The organism is Hydrogenophaga sp. (assembly GCF_018780075.1).
Lineage (GTDB): Bacteria > Pseudomonadota > Gammaproteobacteria > Burkholderiales > Burkholderiaceae_C > Hydrogenophaga.
The window spans coordinates 157,667-174,239 of sequence record NZ_JADMKB010000037.1 but is presented as its reverse complement, the minus strand read 5'-3'; the positions used below and the strand labels follow the sequence as shown (position 1 = coordinate 174,239).

Below are 16,573 nucleotides of genomic sequence, written 5' to 3'. Positions count from 1 at the left end.
GGGGGCGCGTTTCGCCTTGGGGCGGCCCGGCGGCGAAACCACGCTTTTCAAGGTAAAGCTATGAAGATATTGATCCAGAACGGCCGCGTCATGGACCCGGCCAGCGGCCGTGACGAGATGGCCGACATCGCCATCGCCGCCGGTCGCATCATCGCCATCGGCAAGATCGCGCCCGACTTCCACCCCAACCGCACCATCGACGCCAGCGGCTGGGTGGTGGCGCCGGGGCTGTTGGACCTCGCGGTGCGGCTGCGCGAACCCGGGCAGGAACACGCCGGCATGCTCGAGAGCGAGACCACGGCGGCCGTGGCCGGCGGTGTGACCTCGCTGGTCTGCCCGCCCGACACCGAGCCGGTGCTCGACGAGCCCGGTCTGGTGGACATGCTCAAGTTCCGTGCCGAGAAGATGCACCGCACCCGCGTGTTTCCGCTGGGCGCGCTCACGCGCGGCCTCAAGGGCGAGGTGCTGACCGAGATGGCCGAACTCACCGAGTCCGGCTGCATCGGCTTCGGCCAGGCGGAGGTGCCCATCGTCAACGCCCAGGTGCTGCAGCGCGCGCTGCAGTACGCGGCCACGTTCGGCTACACCGTGTGGCTGCGGCCGCAGGATTTCTGGCTCGGCAAAGGCGTGGCGGCCAGCGGCCCGCTGGCCACGCGCATGGGCCTGGCCGGCATCCCGGTGATGGCCGAAACCATCGCGCTGCACACCCTGTTTGAACTGCTGCGCGCGGTGCACGGCAAGGGCAGCGAAGCGCGCGTGCACCTGTGCCGCATCAGCAGCGCCGCCGGTCTGGAGCTGGTGCGCCAGGCCAAGGCCGAGGGCCTGCCCGTGAGCTGCGACGTGAGCGTGCACAACCTCCACCTGACCGACACGGACATCGGCTACTACGACAGCCGCACGCGCCTGCAGCCGCCGCTGCGCCAGCAACGCGACCGCGACGCCCTGCGCGAGGGCCTGGCCGACGGCAGCATCGACGCGCTGGTGTCGGACCACAACCCGGTGGACGCCGACGCCAAGACCCTGCCCTTCGCCGAGGCCGAGCCCGGCGCCACGGCCGTGGAGCTGCTGCTCGGGCTGGCCTGCAAGTGGGCGCAACAGGACGGTCTGGGACTGATGCAGGCCTTGACGGTGTTGACCACCGGGCCGCAGGCGGTGCTCGGGCATGCGCTGGGCACCCTGCAGCACAGCGTGGGTCAGATCGCCGTGGGTGGGCAGGCCGATCTCTGCCTCTTCGATCCCGACGCGAGCTGGCGCGTGGACCCCGCCGCGCTGCGCAGCCAGGGCCGCCACACGCCGTTCGAGGGCCACGAGCTGCCGGTTCGCGTGCGCATGACGCTGGTCGGTGGCCAGGTGGCGCACGAGGCGGAACGCCGGCAGGCTGTGGCGTGAGCGCTGGCCGCTCGCGGGCCGGCGCCCTGTGGCGGCTGGTGCGTGCCACGGGGCATGTGCTGCACGGCCTGTGGATCATCCGCAGCGAGTTCGGGAAGCTCACGCCCGCCCAGACCCAGCTGATGGTGCGGGAGTGGACGCGCCAGATGCTGGGCATCCTGGGCGTGGAGCTGGTGGTGCAGGGCACCCCACCGACCCATGGCCCCTTGCTGCAGGTGGCCAACCACATTTCCTGGCTCGACATCCTGGTCATGAACGCCGCGCAGCCGTCGCGCTTCGTCTCCAAGGCCGATGTCCGGCACTGGCCGGTGATCCGCGGGCTGGCCGATGGCGCAGGCACCCTGTACATCGAGCGCGAGTCCCGGCGCGACGCCATGCGGGTGGTGCACCAGGTGGCCGAACGCCTGCGCACGCAGGACGTGATTTCGGTGTTCCCTGAGGGCACCACGGGCGATGGCCAGACCCTGCTGACCTTTCACGCCAACCTGCTGCAGGCCGCCATTGCCGCGGGCGCGCCGGTGTTGCCCATGGCCCTGCGTTACGCGGACCGCGACAGCGGCCAGCGCAGCGACGCGCCGCTGTTCATCGGCGACACCACGCTCTTCCAATCGATCTGGTCCACGCTGCGGGCCGACGGCGTGCAGGCGGTGGTGCGCTACGGCGAGCCCCAGCGCGACCACGGCCGGGACCGCCGCACCTGGGCGCAGGACCTGCGGACCGAGGTGGCCCGACTGATGCAGCCTGGCCAAGCGGGCGACTGAGACTCACGCGGTTTTGCATGGCGCCGGAGCGTCACCCGCACCGCATGAAGCAACCTAACCCAGGGCACCGCCGGGCCGGCTTTGCCGGACGGCCAGTGCCGCCCCCCTGGAGGGGGGTGACGCGAAGCGGCGCGGGGGGTCACTTCTTCATCTTCGCCAGCATCAGCTCGGTGTTGGCCTTGCGGTCGGCGTTGATGCGCTGCACGGTGGGCCGCTCGCCGATGCGCTTGAGGTAGTCGCGCACGGGCAGGTGGGCCATGCAGTCGTGGCCGTAGATCAGCTTGCTGGCGCTGCTCACCAGCGGCAGGTGCACCGCAGCGGCCACATCGGCCAGCGTGAAGCTGTCGCCGGCGAGGAAGGGCGAGTACTTCGCCAGCTTCGCGAACGCGGCGACGCTTTTCTCCAGCTGCACCCCGGTCTTTTCCTTGGCGGCGTCGCTGATCTTGCCGCCGAAGAAGGCCTCGGGGTAGAGGTTGCGCGCCACCAGCTCCATGTGCAGCTCGATGTAGCGCACCAGCTCGCGCGCCTTGGCCGCCGCGAACGGGTCGGCGGGCAGCAGCGGGTGCTGCGGGTACTTCGCTTCGAGGTATTCGAGGATGACGGTGGACTCGCTCAGCGCGCCCTCGTCCGTCTTGAGGTAGGGCACCTTGCCCAGCGGGCTGGCCTCGGGATCGGTCTGACCGACCCAGACCAGTTCTTCATCGAACGGCACGCCTTTTTCGAGCAGGGCGAGCTTGACTTTGCTGTAGTAGTTGCTGGCTGAAAAGCCGCAGAGGGTGAGCATGCATGTCTCCAGTGGGGTGGTGAGTGGCCATCGTAGTGGCGGCCGACGGGGAAGGCCAGTCGCCCAGGGCACTTCGCCTGTCCAAGAGGCGGGCTGATAAACTGCGCCGATGCCGTTTTCGCGCGTCCACCGCCGTTTCACCACCTGGCTGACCCTGCTCGCCATGGTGCTGGGCGCGCTGGCGCCCACGGTGGCGCAGGCCGTGGTGGCTTCGTCGGACCGCGCCGACTGGGTCGAGGTTTGCAGCGTCTCGGGGATGATCTGGGTCCAGGCCGGTACCGACGCCACGCCGTCGGACAGCCCATCGGCACCGGTCGCCGACGCCACCATGCACTGCCCGTGGTGCACCCTGCACGGCGGTGCCGCCCACCTGCCCCCGGTGTCTGCCCTGGCCGAGCCGTTGCCGCGGCAGACCGAGCCACCCCCCGCCTTTTTCCACGCTGTCACGCTCTCTGGCACCTGGGCCGTCGCCCACGCCCGCGCTCCGCCGCTCGCCATCTGAAATCGCCACGGTCGCACATCCCTCAGGGGGTGCTGCGTGTGTTTCCTGGTTTCTGGATGGTTCCATGTTCCGTCAATCCCCTGCTTCGCAGGCGCCTGCCTGCTGTGATCGCCTCGCGTTCAGCGCATGGCTGGGGGCGTTCGCCCTCGCCGGAGGCCTGAGCGCCTGTGACCGCTTGTCCGGTGCCCGCGCGGCGCCGGCGTTCAAAGGCATCGACATCACCGGCGCCCCCTGTGCGCGCGGGTTCACGCTGACCGACTTCAACGGTCAGGCGCGCAGCCTGTTTGACCGCGAGGGCCGCATCCGCGTTGCCCAGCGCCACGAACAGACCGCCGACGACCGCGCCGCCGACGTGAAGCGTCTGCTCCAGGAACAGCCGGCCTGACCGTTCAACCCTTTCCCTTTCCCGTTCCCTTCCCTCAACCTCCACAGGAGTTCCCATGAAAAAAATCCTCATCACCACCCTGCTCGCCGTGACCGCCAGCGCCTGGGCCCAAAGCCCGGCCAGCGTCGAGATCAAAGACCCCTGGGTGCGTGCCACCGTCGCCCAGCAGAAGGCCACCGGCGCCTTCATGCAGCTGACCGCCAAGGCCGACAGCAAGCTGGTCGAGGTCAAGTCCCCGGTGGCCGGTGTGGCCGAGATCCACGAAATGGCGATGGACAAGGACGTGATGAAGATGCGCCAGGTGCCGGGCCTGGCCCTGCCCGCCGGCAAGGCCGTCGACCTCAAGCCCGGTGGTTTCCACGTGATGCTGCTCGACCTCAAGGCGCAGGTGAAGGTGGGCGATGTGGTGCCGTTCACGCTGGTGTTCGAAGGCAAGGACGGCCAGCGCGAGAGCGTCGAGATCAAGGCGCTGGCGCGTCCGCTGAACATCGCTGCCCCCGCGGGCGGCATGAAGGGCGAGATGAAGCCCGCCGAGGCGCACAAACACTGACCCCGTTCGCTGAGCCTCCAGCCGCCCGGTCTTCACCATGTCCCACGCTTGGCCATCCCTGTCGCGGCGCATCGCGCGCGGGCTGGTGTTTGCCCTGTTGCTGGCCGCGCTGGCGCCGGCGGTGTCGCGCACGCTGGCCTCGTGGCGCGCGCCGGGGCAGGGTGGCTGGGTGGAGCTGTGTTCTGCCGACGGCGTGCAGCGCTGGTTGATCGGGGACCCGGGCCCCGAGGCACCGCCCCAGCCCGAGCACGGCACGCTGGAGGCCTGCGCCCTGTGCGTGCTGGCGTCGGAGCGCCTGGCGCCGTTGATGCCCACCCCGTGGGTGGCGCCGCCGATGCGGGGCGGATCGGCGCCGCCCCAGGCCTTGCCCTGGCGGTTCACCGCGTGGTCCACGCCTCGGCCGTCTGCCCGAGGCCCTCCGGTCGTGTCCTGATCCCGGGCGCCGCTCCCCATCGGGAGGGGTGGCCCTCATGGGTGGGCGTTCTGGCTCAGGGCCAGTGCGCCCGCACGTTGTCAGACACCTCCGGAATCGATCGATGAGCTTTTTTGCACCTCCCTCACCCCCCGCCGCCGCCCCGCTGGCGCGCGGCTTTTACGCCACCGCCTGGCGCTGGCACTTCTACGCCGGCCTCTACGTGGTCCCCTTTCTGCTCATGTTGGCCCTCACTGGCCTGGTCATGGTGTTCTTCACCGGTTTCCAGGACCGCCTGGGCTGGACGGTGAAGGTGGTCCCGCAGGCCGAAGCCCAGGCGGTCACGGTGCAGGCCCAGGCCGTGTTCACCCGGTTTCCCCAGGCGAGCCTGAAGGAGTACGTGGCCCCTCGCGGACCCGATGCGCCGAGCTGGTTCGTGGTGAAACACCAGGACACGACCGAGGCCATCGCCGTCAACCCGTACACGGCGGACATATTGAAGGTGGTGGACAAGGAGCACACCCTGTTTGCCTGGGCCGAACGCATCCACGGCACGCTGCTGATCGGCGACGTGGGTGACCGCCTCATCGAGGTGGCGGCGGGGCTGGGCATCGTGATGATCGTCAGCGGCCTCTATCTCTGGTGGCCGCGGGGCGACACGGCCTGGACCCAGGTGCTGGTGCCCAACCTGCGGGCGCGCGGGCGGGCGTGGTGGAAGTCCCTGCACGCCAGCGTGGGCTTCTGGCTCAGCGCGGTGCTGCTGGGCTTTCTGTTGACCGGCCTGTCGTGGACCGGGGTGTGGGGCAGCCAGTTGATGCAACCCTGGGGCAGCTTCCCCGACACCAAGTGGGACAACGTGCCCACATCGGACGCCACGCACGCGAGCCTGAACCCCGACGGCCTGCACGAGGTGCCCTGGGGCCTGGAGCAGACGCGCCTGCCCGCGTCAGGCTCGACCGCCGGCACGCCCGGTGTGCCCGCAGACCAGCCGGTGAATCTGGACGGCGTGGCCCGCCTGGCGCTCACGCTCGGCTTCACCGGCCAGCACCACATCCAGGTGCCCCAGGCCGCCGACGGCGTCTACACCCTCTCGGCCGACAGCATGAGCGGGGACCTGCGCAACCCCTGGGGTGACCGCACCCTGCACGTGGACCGCTACACCGGGCGGGTGCTGGCCGAGGCCCGGTTCGCCGACTACCCGCTGATGGGCAAGGTCATGGCGGTGGGCATCGCGCTGCACCAGGGCGACCTGGGCCTGTGGAGCGCCTGGCTCAACGTGCTGTTCTGTTCGGGTGTGGCGTTCCTGTGCGTCAGCGGCACCGTCATGTGGTGGAAGCGCCGCCCGGCGGGCGCGGGGCGCCTGGCCGCGCCGCCCGTGCCGCAGGACACCGCGCGGTGGAAAACCGGCGCGTTGGTGATGCTGGTGACCTCGCTGGCTTTCCCGCTGTCGGGCGCGGTGCTGCTGGGCGTGCTGGTGCTGGACTGGCTGGTGGTGTCCCGCTTGCCCGGCGTGAAGACCGCGCTGAGCTGAACTTCGAGAGGCGCGCCGCTCAGCGCTGAGCGGCGAGACCCGCCACGCGCGCCACGCCCGGCGCGGGCGGCGAGGTGGCCAGGCCGCCGCGCGCGAAGGTGACCACGTGGTCGACCTCGGCGCGGATGCCGATCCACTCGCCCACCGCGTGGTTGTGGTGCGAGGGCACGTGCGTCATCAGCACCTCGCCACTGGCCAGGCGCAGTGTGTAGAGAAACTCCGAGCCACGAAACGCCTTGCGCAAGATCTGCGCCTTCACCGGCGCGTTGTCGTCGTGCACGATGTCGTCGGCACGCAGCAGCACGTCGCACAGGCCCGAGGCGTAGGCCGTGGGCAGTGGGCATTCGTCCACGTCCTGCAGCGCGCCCAGCGGCGTCTGCACCGAGACCTCGTTGCCGTTCATGCGGATCTGCGCCGGCGCGAACACGCCGTGTCCGATGAACTCGGCCACGAAGCGCGTGGCCGGGCGGTGGTAGAGCGCGTAGGCGTCTTCCCACTGGTGCAGGTGGCCTTCGTGCATCACGCCGATCACGTCGCCGATGGCAAAGGCCTCCAGCTGGTCGTGCGTGACGAACAGCGCCGTGGCGCCAGCGGCTTTCAGGATGCCGCGCACCTCGTGCGCCAGGCGCTCGCGCAGGTCCACGTCGAGGTTGGAAAAAGGTTCGTCCAGCAGCAGCAGGCGTGGGCGCGGTGCCAGCGCGCGGGCCAGCGCCACGCGCTGTTGTTGCCCGCCCGAGAGCTCGTGCGGAAAACGCTTCTGCATGCCGTCCAGGCCCACCAGCTTGAGCACCTCGGCCACCCGCGCGTCGCGCTCGGCACGTGGCAGGCGGTCGATGCCGAAGGCAATGTTCCTGCCCACGTCGAGGTGCGGGAAGAGGGCGTAGTCCTGGAACACCATGCCGATGCGGCGTTGCTCGGCCGGCATGTGGTGCGTGCCGTCGCTGACCTTCTCGCCTTCGAGCGTGATGCTGCCGCCGCTGGCGCGCTCCAGGCCCGCCACCGCGCGCAGCAGAGTCGTCTTGCCGCAGCCCGAGGGGCCGATCAGCACCCCGATGTCGCCCGCGCGCAGCCCGAGCGAGACGCCGTCCACCGCGGCATGGGGCAGGCCGGGGTAGTGCACGCTGAGTTGGGAGACGTTGAGGAACATGGTGGTGCTTGTGGGTGGGTCATTGTAGATAACTACAATTCGCATTTGCATTGATGTGCATCAAAAGCCCCTCGCTGAACGCGGCGGGCCTGCGTGCCATCATCCCGCCCAGCCCTCTGTCTCCTCCCCCACCTCCCCCACTTCATGCTGCGTTGGTTGGCCCTCGCCCCGTTGATCCTGCTCGCGTGCCTGCTCACGCTGCCCGTGCTCTCGCTCGGCGGCTCGTGGTTCCAGTTCGACGCCGCGGCGCGCGACGTGCTCTCTCAGATGGCGCAGACCGTGTTGCCCGAGTACGCGCTCACCACCGTGGCGCTGTGCGTGGCGGTGGCTTTGGGTGTGGCGGTGGTGGGCATGCTCACCGCCAGCGCGGTGACCTTGTTCGAATTCCCGGGCCGGCGCTTCTTTGAATGGGCGCTGCTGCTGCCCCTGGCCATGCCGGCCTATGTGGTGGCCTACGCCTACACCGACTTCCTGCAGTTCAGCGGCCCGCTGCAGACCGGTTTGCGCGACAGCTTCGGGCTGCGCGGTCGGGTGTTTCCCGAAATCCGAAACACCGCGGGCGCGGTCTGGGTGTTCACCTTCTCGCTCTACCCCTATGTCTACCTGCTGGCGCGCACCGCGCTCTCCGAACGCGCCGCGCAGCTGATGGAGGCCGCGCGCCTGCTGGGTGCGCCGCTGTCGCGCCGCATCCGCGAGGTGGCGCTGCCGCTGGCGCGCCCGGCGGTCGCGGCCGGGGTGGCGCTCGCGCTGATGGAGACGCTGGCCGACTTCGGCGTGGCCAGCTATTTCGGCATCCAGACCTTCACCGCCGGCATCTACAAGGCCTGGCTGTCGATGGACATGCCGCTGGCGGCTGCGCAACTCGCCACCATGCTGCTGGCGCTGGTGGCGCTGCTGCTGTGGTTGGAGCAGCGCGCGCAGCGGCGCATGCGTTTCGCGTCGCTGCGGGGCCAGCGCGCCGGCAGCGCCGAGGCGCAACCGGTGCGCCTGCGCGGCGCGCGGGCGGCGGTGGTCTGGGTGGCCTGCGGGTTGCCGATCCTGTTTGGTTTCGTGTTGCCGGTGGTCTTCATGCTGCGCCCGCTGCTCGGCGGCTGGGAATCCCTGCCCTGGACGCAGTTCGTGCAGTGGTCGGGCAACAGCGTTCGGCTGGCGGCCCTGAGCGCCGCGGTGGCCACGGCGCTGGCGCTGGCGCTGGCGTTCGCCGCGCGCGCGCGCCCGGGCTTCGTGACCCGGTTCGTGGTGCAGCTCGCCAGCCTCGGTTACGCGGTGCCGGGCGCGGTGATCGTGGTCGGCCTGCTGCTGCCCGTGGGCTGGTGGATGACCGCGCGCCCCGAGTCCAGCGTGGGCTACTGGATCACCGCCACCGCGCTGGGCATCGTCTGGGCCTACCTGGTGCGCTTCACCGCCGTGGCGCTGCAGTCGGTGCAGAGCGGCTACGCCCGCATCCCGGCCAGCCTGGACGACTCGGCGCGCATGCTCGGCACCACCGGGCTGGGCCTGGCCCTGCGCGTGCACTGGCCATTGCTCAGGCGGTCCACGGCGGCGGCGGCGCTGCTGGTCTTCGTGGACGTGATGAAAGAACTGCCCGCCACCCTGGTGCTGCGGCCGTTCAACAGCGACACCCTGGCCGTGGTCACCTACCAGCTCGCGCGCGACGAGCGGTTGGGTGAGGCGGCGCTGCCCGCGCTCACCCTGGTGCTGGTGGGCCTGCTGCCCGTGATTCTGCTCAGCCGCACCTTGCGCCAGCGCTGAACCGGGCGTGCGTGACGACCGTCACGCAAAGGCAGCCAAAGGTTGCAACCAAGCCCGGAACTGGGGCCATTTCTGTTCGCTTTTCCCCTCAATTCCACGTGTCCATCGACCGATACTTTGTATACAAGTCATTGGAGATGCGCATGAAGAACAAGGGTTTCCGGATCGTCAATTGGGGTGTGTGGGCGCCTGCGGCTGGCCTGATGCGCCAGCTGCGTTTCCCCGGCAAGATGGCGCTGATCTCGGTCGCTTTCCTGTTGCCGCTGGCCTGGCTGCTGATGGGCTTCCTGGCGGGGGAACGCGAAGACCTTGAATTTGTGGCGCAGGAACGGCAAGGCGTGGCCTACAACCAGGCGGTCTACCGGTTGCTGGATGCTTCCGACCAATGGCGCTACGCGGCGCGCACCCAGGCCTATGGCGATGCCGGGGTGGATGTCGCTGCGGCCCGCCAGGCGTTTGACGAGCGCATGGCCTCCCTGCGCCAGCTCAGTCAACCGCACAACGCGCCTTGGGCGCTCGACCCGCTGTGGACCCGGATCGACCAGGACCTGGCGGCGGTTCAGAACGTATCGAAAGCCAACCCCGCCGACATCTACGGCGCCATGACGGGGCTGTCGCGCAGCATTTCGGCCTTGCTGGCCCAGGTGACCGACCGCTCGGGTCTGGCGCTGGACCCGGAGATGTCCTCTTATTACCTGATGAGCGCGACCCTGATGCGCGGTCCGGACATCATCCGCGGCACCAGCGAGTTGCGTGGCCTGGCGGGTGGTGCTTTGCGCGCCGGTCGCATCGAGCCCGAGCAGGCCGTTCGCATGGCCGAGCTGCGCTCCATCGTGGCGCACGAAATGGGCAAGGCGCGTGACGATCTGGGCAAGGTGCAGGGGGCCGAGCCGGTGCTCGCCCAAGACCTCGTGCTGGAAGCGCCTGGGGCCACCGCTGCGTTCATTCAGTCGCTCGACCGCCTCTTTCCATCGGGCGCGACCACGGTGCAGGGCGATGCCAAGGCCCTGATCGACCAGGCCAACCAGACCCTGGCGACGCAATACCGGCAGGTGGACGCCAACCTGGGCGTGCTGGAGCAGTTGCTGGGGCAACGCGCCAACCGCCTGCAGACCCAGCTCTGGATCAACCTCTCGGTGACGGCCATCGGCCTGCTGCTGGCGGTGTTTCTGGCCATGGGGTTTTACCGTTCCATGTTCGGCGGGTTCAAGGCTTTGCGCCGCCATCTGCTGGCGATCAGCATGGGCGACCTGCGCGCGAACATCAATGGCAAAGGCCACGACGAGGTCAGCGACCTGCTGCGCGAAGTGGGCTACATGCAGGCCTCGCTGCGCGAGACGGTGCAGCAAGTGCAGGGCGCCAGCGACTCGGTGGTGCAGGCCAGCATGGAGATCGCCGCCGGCACCCGCGACCTGGCGTCGCGCACCGAAGCCGCCGCCGCTGCACTGGAAGAATCGTCCGCCGCGCTCGAAGAAACCACCTCGTCGGTGGAACACACGGCCGAGTCGGCCCGCCAGGCCTCCCACATCGCCGTGGACAACGCCCAGGTGGCCGAACGCGGCGGCGCGGTGATGACACAGGTGGTTGAAACCATGGAGCGCATCCAGAGCTCGTCGCGCAAGATCAACGACATCATCGGGGTGATCGACGGGATTGCGTTTCAGACCAACATCCTCGCGCTCAATGCCGCCGTCGAGGCGGCCCGCGCGGGTGAGCAGGGCAGGGGCTTTGCCGTGGTGGCGGGCGAGGTGCGCAGCCTCGCCCAGCGCAGCGCGCAGGCGGCCAAGGAAATCAAGGCCCTGATCTCGTCCAGCGTGGACGACGTGAGCAGCGGCATGACCGTGGTGCGCAGCGCGGGCGAGACCATGCACGAGATCGTGACCCACGCCGACCAGGTGCGCCAGCTGCTGGACGAAGTGGCCAACGGAACGCGCGAACAAAGCATGGGCATCGGCCAGATCGGCCAGGCCGTGCAGGACCTGGACCGCAACACCCAGGCCAACGCCACGCTGGTGGACCAGACGGCCGTGGCCGCTGCGTCACAGCGCACGGCGGCCGTGCGCATGGCGGCTCAGGTGGACGAGTTCCGTCTGCCCGGTGCCGGCACGGGCACCAAGGCGCTGGTCGAGGGCGTCGATGTGGACGTCTTCATCGATGCCCACCGTCAGTGGAAGGTGAAGCTGCGCGACGCGATTGAAAGCCGCGACAAGGTGGACGTGGCTGCGTTGTCACGCGACGACTGCTGCGCGCTGGGCAAGTGGATCTATGGCGACGGCCAGCGCCTGAGCGCGCGGTCCGGCTTCGTGGACCTGATCGAGCGCCACAAACACTTCCACCGCGTGGCCGGCGGCGTGGCAGAGATGGTCAACCAGCGGCACTACCGGCAGGCCGAAGACGCCCTGGCACCCGGCACGCCGTTCTCGCAGGCCACCAGCGAGGTGGTGCTGGCGCTGTCGTCGGCCAAGCGGCTGGGGTTCTGAAGCGCCAGCCCTCAGCGGATCTCTTCGATTGACAGCTTTTTGTCCGTCACCACCGGCGTGATCAACCCGTAGCCCTGGTTCTGCCAGTGCACCAGCTCGGTCATGGCCGAGGGCGTGACCTCCACAAACGGCTGCAGGTCTTCGCGCCGGTAGCCGAAGTCTTGCAGCGCCAGGCCACAGACCTTGAACTTCACGCCCTGCTGGGCGTAGTAGCGCATGCGCTGCACCACCTCTTCGTATTTCGCTTCGTTCTTTTTCGCCACCGTCACCAGCTCGGTGCCGTGCAGCACCACGACCACGCTCATGTCTTCGGCAAAGAAGCTGTAGGGCGCCTCGACCAGGGGGTTCATGAACGAGCGCAGCCAGTGCAGCGCCGCCCCCATCTTGGCCGGGTGGTCGAGGTAGATGTCGAACAGCGCCTTGGGGTTCTTGTAGGGCGTCTGCACGAAGCTGGCCTGGGCCAGTGCGGCAGCGGGTGCGGCGGCCAGGCCCAGGGCCAGGAACAGGGCAGGAAGGGGGTTCAGGTGCATGGCGTGTCCAGGTCAAGGGGGTGTGTCAGCCTGCCTCGCCTGAAGGCAGCCGTTCTTCGACGCGCTGCTTCAGTGCCCCGAGCTGCTCGGTCAGCGCGCGCAGATCGGCCGCCCCCAGCGCGCCAAACAGCAGCTCGGCCACACCCGCTTCGGCCTGCTCGAAGCGCCGCACCTTCGCCACACCGGCCGGCGTGGGCAACAGCCGGTGGCTGCGCCGGTCCTCCGGGTGCTCTTCCTTGCTCAGCAGCCCCAGGTCCAGCAGCTCCTTGATCAGCCGCGCCACCTGACCCTTGTCGCGGCTGGTTTGCTGGGCCAGGCCCTGCTGGGTGATGCCCGGGTGGCGCTGGCACAGCTGCAGCATGCGCAGCAGCATGGGCGCCACGGCCGGCTCGGCGCCGTCCTGCAGTTCGTGGCGCAAGGCCTTCTTGACGCTGCCCAGCAACGACATCAGGGATTCCAGGGCGGCGGTCTGCGGGGTCGTGGGGTGGGGATTCATGCTTGACTGGTTGATAAGGTCAACCAAATGCGTTATTGTGTTGATATTGTCAACCAAATCGATCCACATGAAAACCTCTGCCCTGATGTCCTCCGCACCCACAACCCCGGCGCCTTCGCCCACCCCGGGCTTTCGCTGGCGCCGCCTGGTGCCCCTGTTCACCGTCATGCCGGTGATTGGCCTGATCCTCAGCGGCGTGATCACCTGGCTCAACCTGGGCTGGGTCGACGGCTTTTTTGGGCGCTGGATGATGGCGTTTGCCACCGCCTTGCCGGTGATGCCGCTGGGCTTCTTGACCCTGTTGACGCTGGAGCGTGTGCTGGGGCCTCGCCTGTCGGTGTGGCCCCGCGTGGTGGCCCAGGTGCTGCTGGCGCTGTGCACGGCGGTGGTGATGGAGTTGCTGCTGGCCAGTGCCGTGACGCTGAGCAACCAGGGGCTGAGCGCGGCGTTCCCCGGCCAATGGCTGGCGGCCTTCCTTCGCTCCCTGCCGGTCGGTGTGGTGATCGGCCTGGTGATGACCTTCCTGATCAAGCCGCGACTGACCCGCTGGATGGCGGCGGCGTGAGCGTGGTGTGGCGGCCGGGCAACTGGTACACCAACAGGAACCGCAGATAGGCTGTAGACCCGCATAAACGCTGGTTTTCGGCGCGATGGGTGCAGAATGTGCCCCCAAATGTGCCCCCAAACTGCGAAGGATGCCCCTCCATGCCGTTGACCGATGCCAAGCTGCGCACCCTGACCGAGCCCGGCAAACACTTTGACGGTGCGGGCCTGTACCTGGAGCTGACCGCAGCCGGCGGCCGGTACTGGCGCATGAAGTACCGCCACGGGGGCAAGGAAAAGCGCCTTGCCTTTGGGGTGTACCCAGCTGTTTCCCTCAAGGCCGCCCGCGACGCTGCGACCGAGGCCCGCAAGGTGCTGGCCGCTGGCGACGACCCTGGGGCGCTGCGCAAGGCCGCCAAAGCCCAGACCGCCCACGAAAACGCGACCACCCTGGAAGCGGTGGCCGGTGAATGGCTGGCGCACCAGTCGGGGCGCTGGGCTTCAATCACAGCCGACCGCGTGCGGGCCTCCCTTGAGGGGCACATTTTCCCGGCGCTGGGTGCCCGCCCGCTGGCCAGCATCCGGCCCGGTGAAGTCATGGCCGCCATCAAGACCGTGGAGGCCAGCGGCGCTGCCGATCAGGCATCGCGGGTGCTGCAGCGGGTGAAAGCGATCTACCGATGGGCCGTCACGCATGAGCGCATCGAGTCGAATCCCATGCTTGACCTGGTGCCCTCAGAAATCCTCAAGCCGCGACAGGTGGCGCACCGTGCCGCGCTGTCAGACCGGGAGCTGCCCGAGTTCCTGGGCAAGTTGGCCGCCTACGATGGCGACCCCAACACCGTGCACGCCCTGCGCCTGCTGATGTTGACCGCCACCCGGCCCGGTGAAGTGCGCGGCGCACGCTGGGCAGAGTTCGACCTTGAGGCCGCGCTGTGGACCATCCCGCCCGAGCGCATGAAGATGCGCACCGAACACCGCGTACCACTGTCCCGGCAAGCCCTTGAGGTGCTGCGCACCATGCAGCCCCTGAGCGGTGGGCGTGATCTGGTGTTCCCCAGCCCCTTCTATCCGGGCAAGTCCCTGAGCGAAAACACCTTCAATTCGGCCATGGCTCGCATGGGCTACAAGGGCAGCGCCACGGCGCACGGCTTCCGGGCGCTATTCTCCACGGTGGCCAATGAATGCGGGTGGAACCCTGACGTGATCGAGCGCCAGCTCGCCCACGCAGAGCGCAACGGCGTGCGGGCCGCGTACCACCGAAGCACCTACATGCAGGATCGCGAAAAGCTGCTGCAGTGGTGGGCTGACTACTTGGACGGGCGCAAGGCGGGCAAGGTGCTCAAGATGCCCAAGCGGGCCGCCTGAGGTGGCCGCCATGCTTTTACTTCCGGTGCTGATCCCCAAAACACCGGGAACACCGGGAACACCGGGAACAAACCAGCGGAACCCAGCGGGGCTGGGGCATGGCGGCCCGAGTGGCACCGGGAACAGAGCGGGAACAAACAGGGAACAGAGCGGGAACAGAGCGGGAACACTTTTAGATGATGAAAAAGTTCATTCATTCACACAGAGAAGCCGCCCCATGTCTTGCCCTTCTGGGGCTGTCTGCTGGCCATGCCTTCCCGGCCCCGCTGGTCTTGCGCCCTGGTGCCCTGCTACGTGGAGGCTCGCGCACCTTGCCGGAAAGCGGCGCGATGGGCTTCCCCTGGTGCCCATCCCCACCGGGGCGGCGCTCGCGTTCAACGGTGGCCCGTGCCACGAAAAGCCCGGCCCTTCAATTGCAACCCGTAACGCAACGCGATACAATCAAGCCGTGATCAAGTCATTCCGACACAAGGGCCTGCAGGCCTATTTCGAGCGGGGCACCAAGGCCGGAATTCAGGCCGTCCACGCCCCCAAACTGGCCCGGCTACTGGCACGTCTGAATGATGCCCAAAGCCCCACCGATATGAACCTGCCCGGCTGGGGGCTGCACCCCTTGCACGGCAACCTTGCAAACCATTGGGCCGTGTCGGTGAACGGCAATTGGCGGATGACATTCACCTTTGAAGGCACCGACGCGGTGCTGCTGGATTACCTCGATTACCACTGACCGACACACCACCGGAGCACCCGCCATGATGAAGAACCCCCCGCACCCTGGCCTGACCCTGCGTGACGACGTGTTGCCCGCGCTGGGCTTGAACGTCACCCAAGCCGCCGAACAGTTGGGCGTGTCCCGCGTGGCCCTGTCTCGCGTGCTGAACGCCCATGCGGCCATATCCCCCGCGCTGGCATTGCGCCTTGAGGCCTGGCTAGGGGTAGACCGTGGCGGCGCCGCCCGCCTGTGGCTCGCGCAACAGGCCGCCTATGACGAATGGCAAGCCCGTCAGTTGCTCAAGGCCGCGCCGCTGCGCATTCGCCCGGCTCTGGTGCCCGCATAAACCGATTCCCGCCACGCCCAGCGGCGGCGTGAGCTGGGCACACAAGGGGAGCAAGAACATGAGCGGACCGACACAAGCGGGCTTTGAAGAGGCGAGCCGGGCGGAAGCCCGAGAAGTTGCGCACTACGCTATGGCGGCAGTGGCGCGAGCTTTCAATCACTGCGGCAAGGTAGAGGTCCCGTACCGCTACAGCGATGCGGTGCAATCGCGTTTCCAAGCGCTGGCCGCTGAATTGGTGAGGCTTGTAGAACACGGCGCCATCGAACCCAACCCGGAGCACGGGCTTTACCTGAAGGCGCGTGCCGCCCGCAGCGATCCGGCATTGCTGGCATTGATCCGCAAGGCATCGCGCAAGACGCCCATTCGGAGCCGATGAATTCCGCCATGCCCAGCGGCGGTGTGAGCTGGGCAGCAACAGGGGATGACCAATGAACCAGACAAGCGATGAGCAACAGACGGCAGACGGTGAACTTGATGCGCTGTATGAGAAGGTGATGGCCTGCGAGCCGGCGCTGGCGCCGGATCAACTTGACAGAGTTGCCGGCATGGTGATGGATCAAGAGGCAACCGGCCGCCCGTGGCGACTGGCCGCGCTCTTGGCCACGAAGGACGGGGCATTTTTCAAGGACTTGGCGAACGATCCCGAGAAAGCCCAAGCCTTGGCACCCACGGTTTCGATGCTGCAGGACTTTGCAGAGCGGATGCGCGGGGTTGCAGAACTGGCCGAATGCGCAGCGGCCCGCGTCATGGTGGCCGGCTGCAATCACGAGAAGTTCAACGCCTGGGCGGCAGAGGAAGCCTGACACGCCAAGCCCAGCGGCGGTGTTTGCTGGGCACAAAAGGCGGCGGGGCTCGGTGTCACTACCACCGGCCCCGCCTGACCAC

At 68.4% G+C, this 16,573-nt stretch carries 19 protein-coding genes; 15 read left to right on the top strand and 4 right to left on the bottom strand.

Annotated elements, in window-relative coordinates:
• The first annotated feature begins 60 nt into the window (after positions 1-60).
• Together IV088_RS09150 and IV088_RS09145 are read left to right on the top strand one after the other, a co-directional pair.
• Positions 61-1,389 carry a dihydroorotase gene (locus IV088_RS09150; protein ID WP_291100788.1) on the top strand — a complete coding sequence of 443 codons (1,329 nt, stop codon included), beginning with the start codon at positions 61-63 and terminating at the stop codon, positions 1,387-1,389.
• Complete coding sequence (locus IV088_RS09145; protein WP_291100785.1) at positions 1,386-2,150, top strand: 1-acyl-sn-glycerol-3-phosphate acyltransferase; 765 nt, start codon at positions 1,386-1,388, stop codon at positions 2,148-2,150. Before IV088_RS09150 ends, IV088_RS09145 begins: the two co-directional genes overlap by 4 nt.
• 139 nt (positions 2,151-2,289) lie before the next feature.
• Here the strand turns inward: IV088_RS09145 and IV088_RS09140 are convergent, their stop codons facing one another.
• Positions 2,290-2,934, bottom strand: a complete 645-nt coding sequence (locus tag IV088_RS09140; protein WP_291100783.1) for a glutathione S-transferase family protein — start codon at positions 2,932-2,934, stop codon at positions 2,290-2,292.
• Between the two features lie 109 nt (positions 2,935-3,043).
• Between IV088_RS09140 and IV088_RS09135 the strand changes: the two genes are divergently transcribed.
• From IV088_RS09135 to IV088_RS09115, 5 genes are all read left to right on the top strand, one after another.
• Positions 3,044-3,436, top strand: a complete 393-nt coding sequence (locus IV088_RS09135) for a DUF2946 domain-containing protein (protein ID WP_291100782.1) — start codon at positions 3,044-3,046, stop codon at positions 3,434-3,436.
• 64 nt (positions 3,437-3,500) lie between these two features.
• Positions 3,501-3,821, top strand: a complete 321-nt coding sequence (locus IV088_RS09130; protein ID WP_291100780.1) for a hypothetical protein — start codon at positions 3,501-3,503, stop codon at positions 3,819-3,821.
• Between the two features lie 55 nt (positions 3,822-3,876).
• Positions 3,877-4,371, top strand: a complete 495-nt coding sequence (locus IV088_RS09125; protein WP_291100778.1) for a copper chaperone PCu(A)C — start codon at positions 3,877-3,879, stop codon at positions 4,369-4,371.
• Positions 4,372-4,408: 37 nt separating this feature from the next.
• Positions 4,409-4,804, top strand: a complete 396-nt coding sequence (locus IV088_RS09120; protein ID WP_291100776.1) for a DUF2946 family protein — start codon at positions 4,409-4,411, stop codon at positions 4,802-4,804.
• A 103-nt stretch (positions 4,805-4,907) separates the two neighbouring features.
• On the top strand, positions 4,908-6,314 hold the full coding sequence (locus IV088_RS09115) for a PepSY domain-containing protein (protein ID WP_291100774.1): 1,407 nt from the start codon (positions 4,908-4,910) through the stop codon (positions 6,312-6,314).
• Positions 6,315-6,333: 19 nt separating this feature from the next.
• On the opposite strand, the gene IV088_RS09110 is transcribed toward IV088_RS09115, so the two are convergent.
• On the bottom strand, positions 6,334-7,461 hold the full coding sequence (locus tag IV088_RS09110) for an ABC transporter ATP-binding protein (RefSeq protein WP_291100771.1): 1,128 nt from the start codon (positions 7,459-7,461) through the stop codon (positions 6,334-6,336).
• Positions 7,462-7,605: 144 nt separating this feature from the next.
• On the opposite strand from IV088_RS09110, the gene IV088_RS09105 reads away from it, so the two are divergent.
• A complete protein-coding gene (locus IV088_RS09105; protein WP_291100769.1) occupies positions 7,606-9,213 on the top strand; it encodes an iron ABC transporter permease in 1,608 nt (535 codons plus the stop codon).
• Positions 9,214-9,356: 143 nt separating this feature from the next.
• Positions 9,357-11,693 (top strand): methyl-accepting chemotaxis protein, encoded by a 2,337-nt coding sequence (locus tag IV088_RS09100; protein WP_291100767.1) that lies wholly within the window; start codon positions 9,357-9,359, stop codon positions 11,691-11,693.
• Positions 11,694-11,704: 11 nt separating this feature from the next.
• Here IV088_RS09100 and IV088_RS09095 read toward each other — a convergent pair whose 3' ends face one another.
• Together IV088_RS09095 and IV088_RS09090 are read right to left on the bottom strand one after the other, a co-directional pair.
• Positions 11,705-12,223, bottom strand: a complete 519-nt coding sequence (locus tag IV088_RS09095; protein WP_291100765.1) for a DsrE family protein — start codon at positions 12,221-12,223, stop codon at positions 11,705-11,707.
• 25 nt (positions 12,224-12,248) lie between these two features.
• A complete protein-coding gene (locus IV088_RS09090; RefSeq protein ID WP_291100763.1) occupies positions 12,249-12,719 on the bottom strand; it encodes a MarR family transcriptional regulator in 471 nt (156 codons plus the stop codon).
• A 67-nt stretch (positions 12,720-12,786) separates the two neighbouring features.
• On the opposite strand from IV088_RS09090, the gene IV088_RS09085 reads away from it, so the two are divergent.
• The 6 genes from IV088_RS09085 to IV088_RS09060 all read left to right on the top strand — a co-directional run bounded on the left by IV088_RS09085 (position 12,787) and on the right by IV088_RS09060 (position 16,491).
• Positions 12,787-13,284, top strand: coding sequence for a DUF2798 domain-containing protein (locus IV088_RS09085; RefSeq protein WP_291100760.1), 498 nt, complete (start codon positions 12,787-12,789; stop codon positions 13,282-13,284).
• Between the two features lie 140 nt (positions 13,285-13,424).
• Entirely contained in the window at positions 13,425-14,630 is a 1,206-nt protein-coding gene (locus IV088_RS09080; RefSeq protein ID WP_291100757.1) for an integrase arm-type DNA-binding domain-containing protein, read from the top strand.
• A 448-nt stretch (positions 14,631-15,078) separates the two neighbouring features.
• Positions 15,079-15,357: a type II toxin-antitoxin system RelE/ParE family toxin gene (locus IV088_RS09075; protein ID WP_291100755.1), complete on the top strand. Its 279-nt coding sequence runs from the start codon at positions 15,079-15,081 to the stop codon at positions 15,355-15,357.
• A 25-nt stretch (positions 15,358-15,382) separates the two neighbouring features.
• Positions 15,383-15,688, top strand: a complete 306-nt coding sequence (locus IV088_RS09070; RefSeq protein ID WP_291100753.1) for a HigA family addiction module antitoxin — start codon at positions 15,383-15,385, stop codon at positions 15,686-15,688.
• Between the two features lie 58 nt (positions 15,689-15,746).
• Positions 15,747-16,064, top strand: a complete 318-nt coding sequence (locus IV088_RS09065; protein WP_291100750.1) for a hypothetical protein — start codon at positions 15,747-15,749, stop codon at positions 16,062-16,064.
• A gap of 52 nt (positions 16,065-16,116) precedes the next feature.
• Positions 16,117-16,491, top strand: a complete 375-nt coding sequence (locus tag IV088_RS09060; protein ID WP_291100747.1) for a hypothetical protein — start codon at positions 16,117-16,119, stop codon at positions 16,489-16,491.
• Positions 16,492-16,573: the final 82 nt, after the last annotated feature.

Bases quoted from the DNA above. Each gene is read 5' to 3' on its own strand.
- IV088_RS09080 (WP_291100757.1), top strand. From the start codon at position 13,425: ATGCCGTTGACCGATGCCAAGCTGCGCACCCTGACCGAGCCCGGCAAA.
- IV088_RS09105 (WP_291100769.1), top strand. From the start codon at position 7,606: ATGCTGCGTTGGTTGGCCCTCGCCCCGTTGATCCTGCTCGCGTGCCTG.
- IV088_RS09120 (WP_291100776.1), top strand. From the start codon at position 4,409: ATGTCCCACGCTTGGCCATCCCTGTCGCGGCGCATCGCGCGCGGGCTG.
- IV088_RS09130 (WP_291100780.1), top strand. From the start codon at position 3,501: ATGTTCCGTCAATCCCCTGCTTCGCAGGCGCCTGCCTGCTGTGATCGC.
- IV088_RS09085 (WP_291100760.1), top strand. From the start codon at position 12,787: ATGAAAACCTCTGCCCTGATGTCCTCCGCACCCACAACCCCGGCGCCT.
- IV088_RS09125 (WP_291100778.1), top strand. From the start codon at position 3,877: ATGAAAAAAATCCTCATCACCACCCTGCTCGCCGTGACCGCCAGCGCC.
- IV088_RS09150 (WP_291100788.1), top strand. From the start codon at position 61: ATGAAGATATTGATCCAGAACGGCCGCGTCATGGACCCGGCCAGCGGC.
- IV088_RS09060 (WP_291100747.1), top strand. From the start codon at position 16,117: ATGAACCAGACAAGCGATGAGCAACAGACGGCAGACGGTGAACTTGAT.
- IV088_RS09095 (WP_291100765.1), bottom strand. From the start codon at position 12,223: ATGCACCTGAACCCCCTTCCTGCCCTGTTCCTGGCCCTGGGCCTGGCC.
- IV088_RS09140 (WP_291100783.1), bottom strand. From the start codon at position 2,934: ATGCTCACCCTCTGCGGCTTTTCAGCCAGCAACTACTACAGCAAAGTC.
- IV088_RS09110 (WP_291100771.1), bottom strand. From the start codon at position 7,461: ATGTTCCTCAACGTCTCCCAACTCAGCGTGCACTACCCCGGCCTGCCC.
- IV088_RS09070 (WP_291100753.1), top strand. From the start codon at position 15,383: ATGATGAAGAACCCCCCGCACCCTGGCCTGACCCTGCGTGACGACGTG.
- IV088_RS09090 (WP_291100763.1), bottom strand. From the start codon at position 12,719: ATGAATCCCCACCCCACGACCCCGCAGACCGCCGCCCTGGAATCCCTG.
- IV088_RS09135 (WP_291100782.1), top strand. From the start codon at position 3,044: ATGCCGTTTTCGCGCGTCCACCGCCGTTTCACCACCTGGCTGACCCTG.
- IV088_RS09100 (WP_291100767.1), top strand. From the start codon at position 9,357: ATGAAGAACAAGGGTTTCCGGATCGTCAATTGGGGTGTGTGGGCGCCT.
- IV088_RS09115 (WP_291100774.1), top strand. From the start codon at position 4,908: ATGAGCTTTTTTGCACCTCCCTCACCCCCCGCCGCCGCCCCGCTGGCG.
- IV088_RS09065 (WP_291100750.1), top strand. From the start codon at position 15,747: ATGAGCGGACCGACACAAGCGGGCTTTGAAGAGGCGAGCCGGGCGGAA.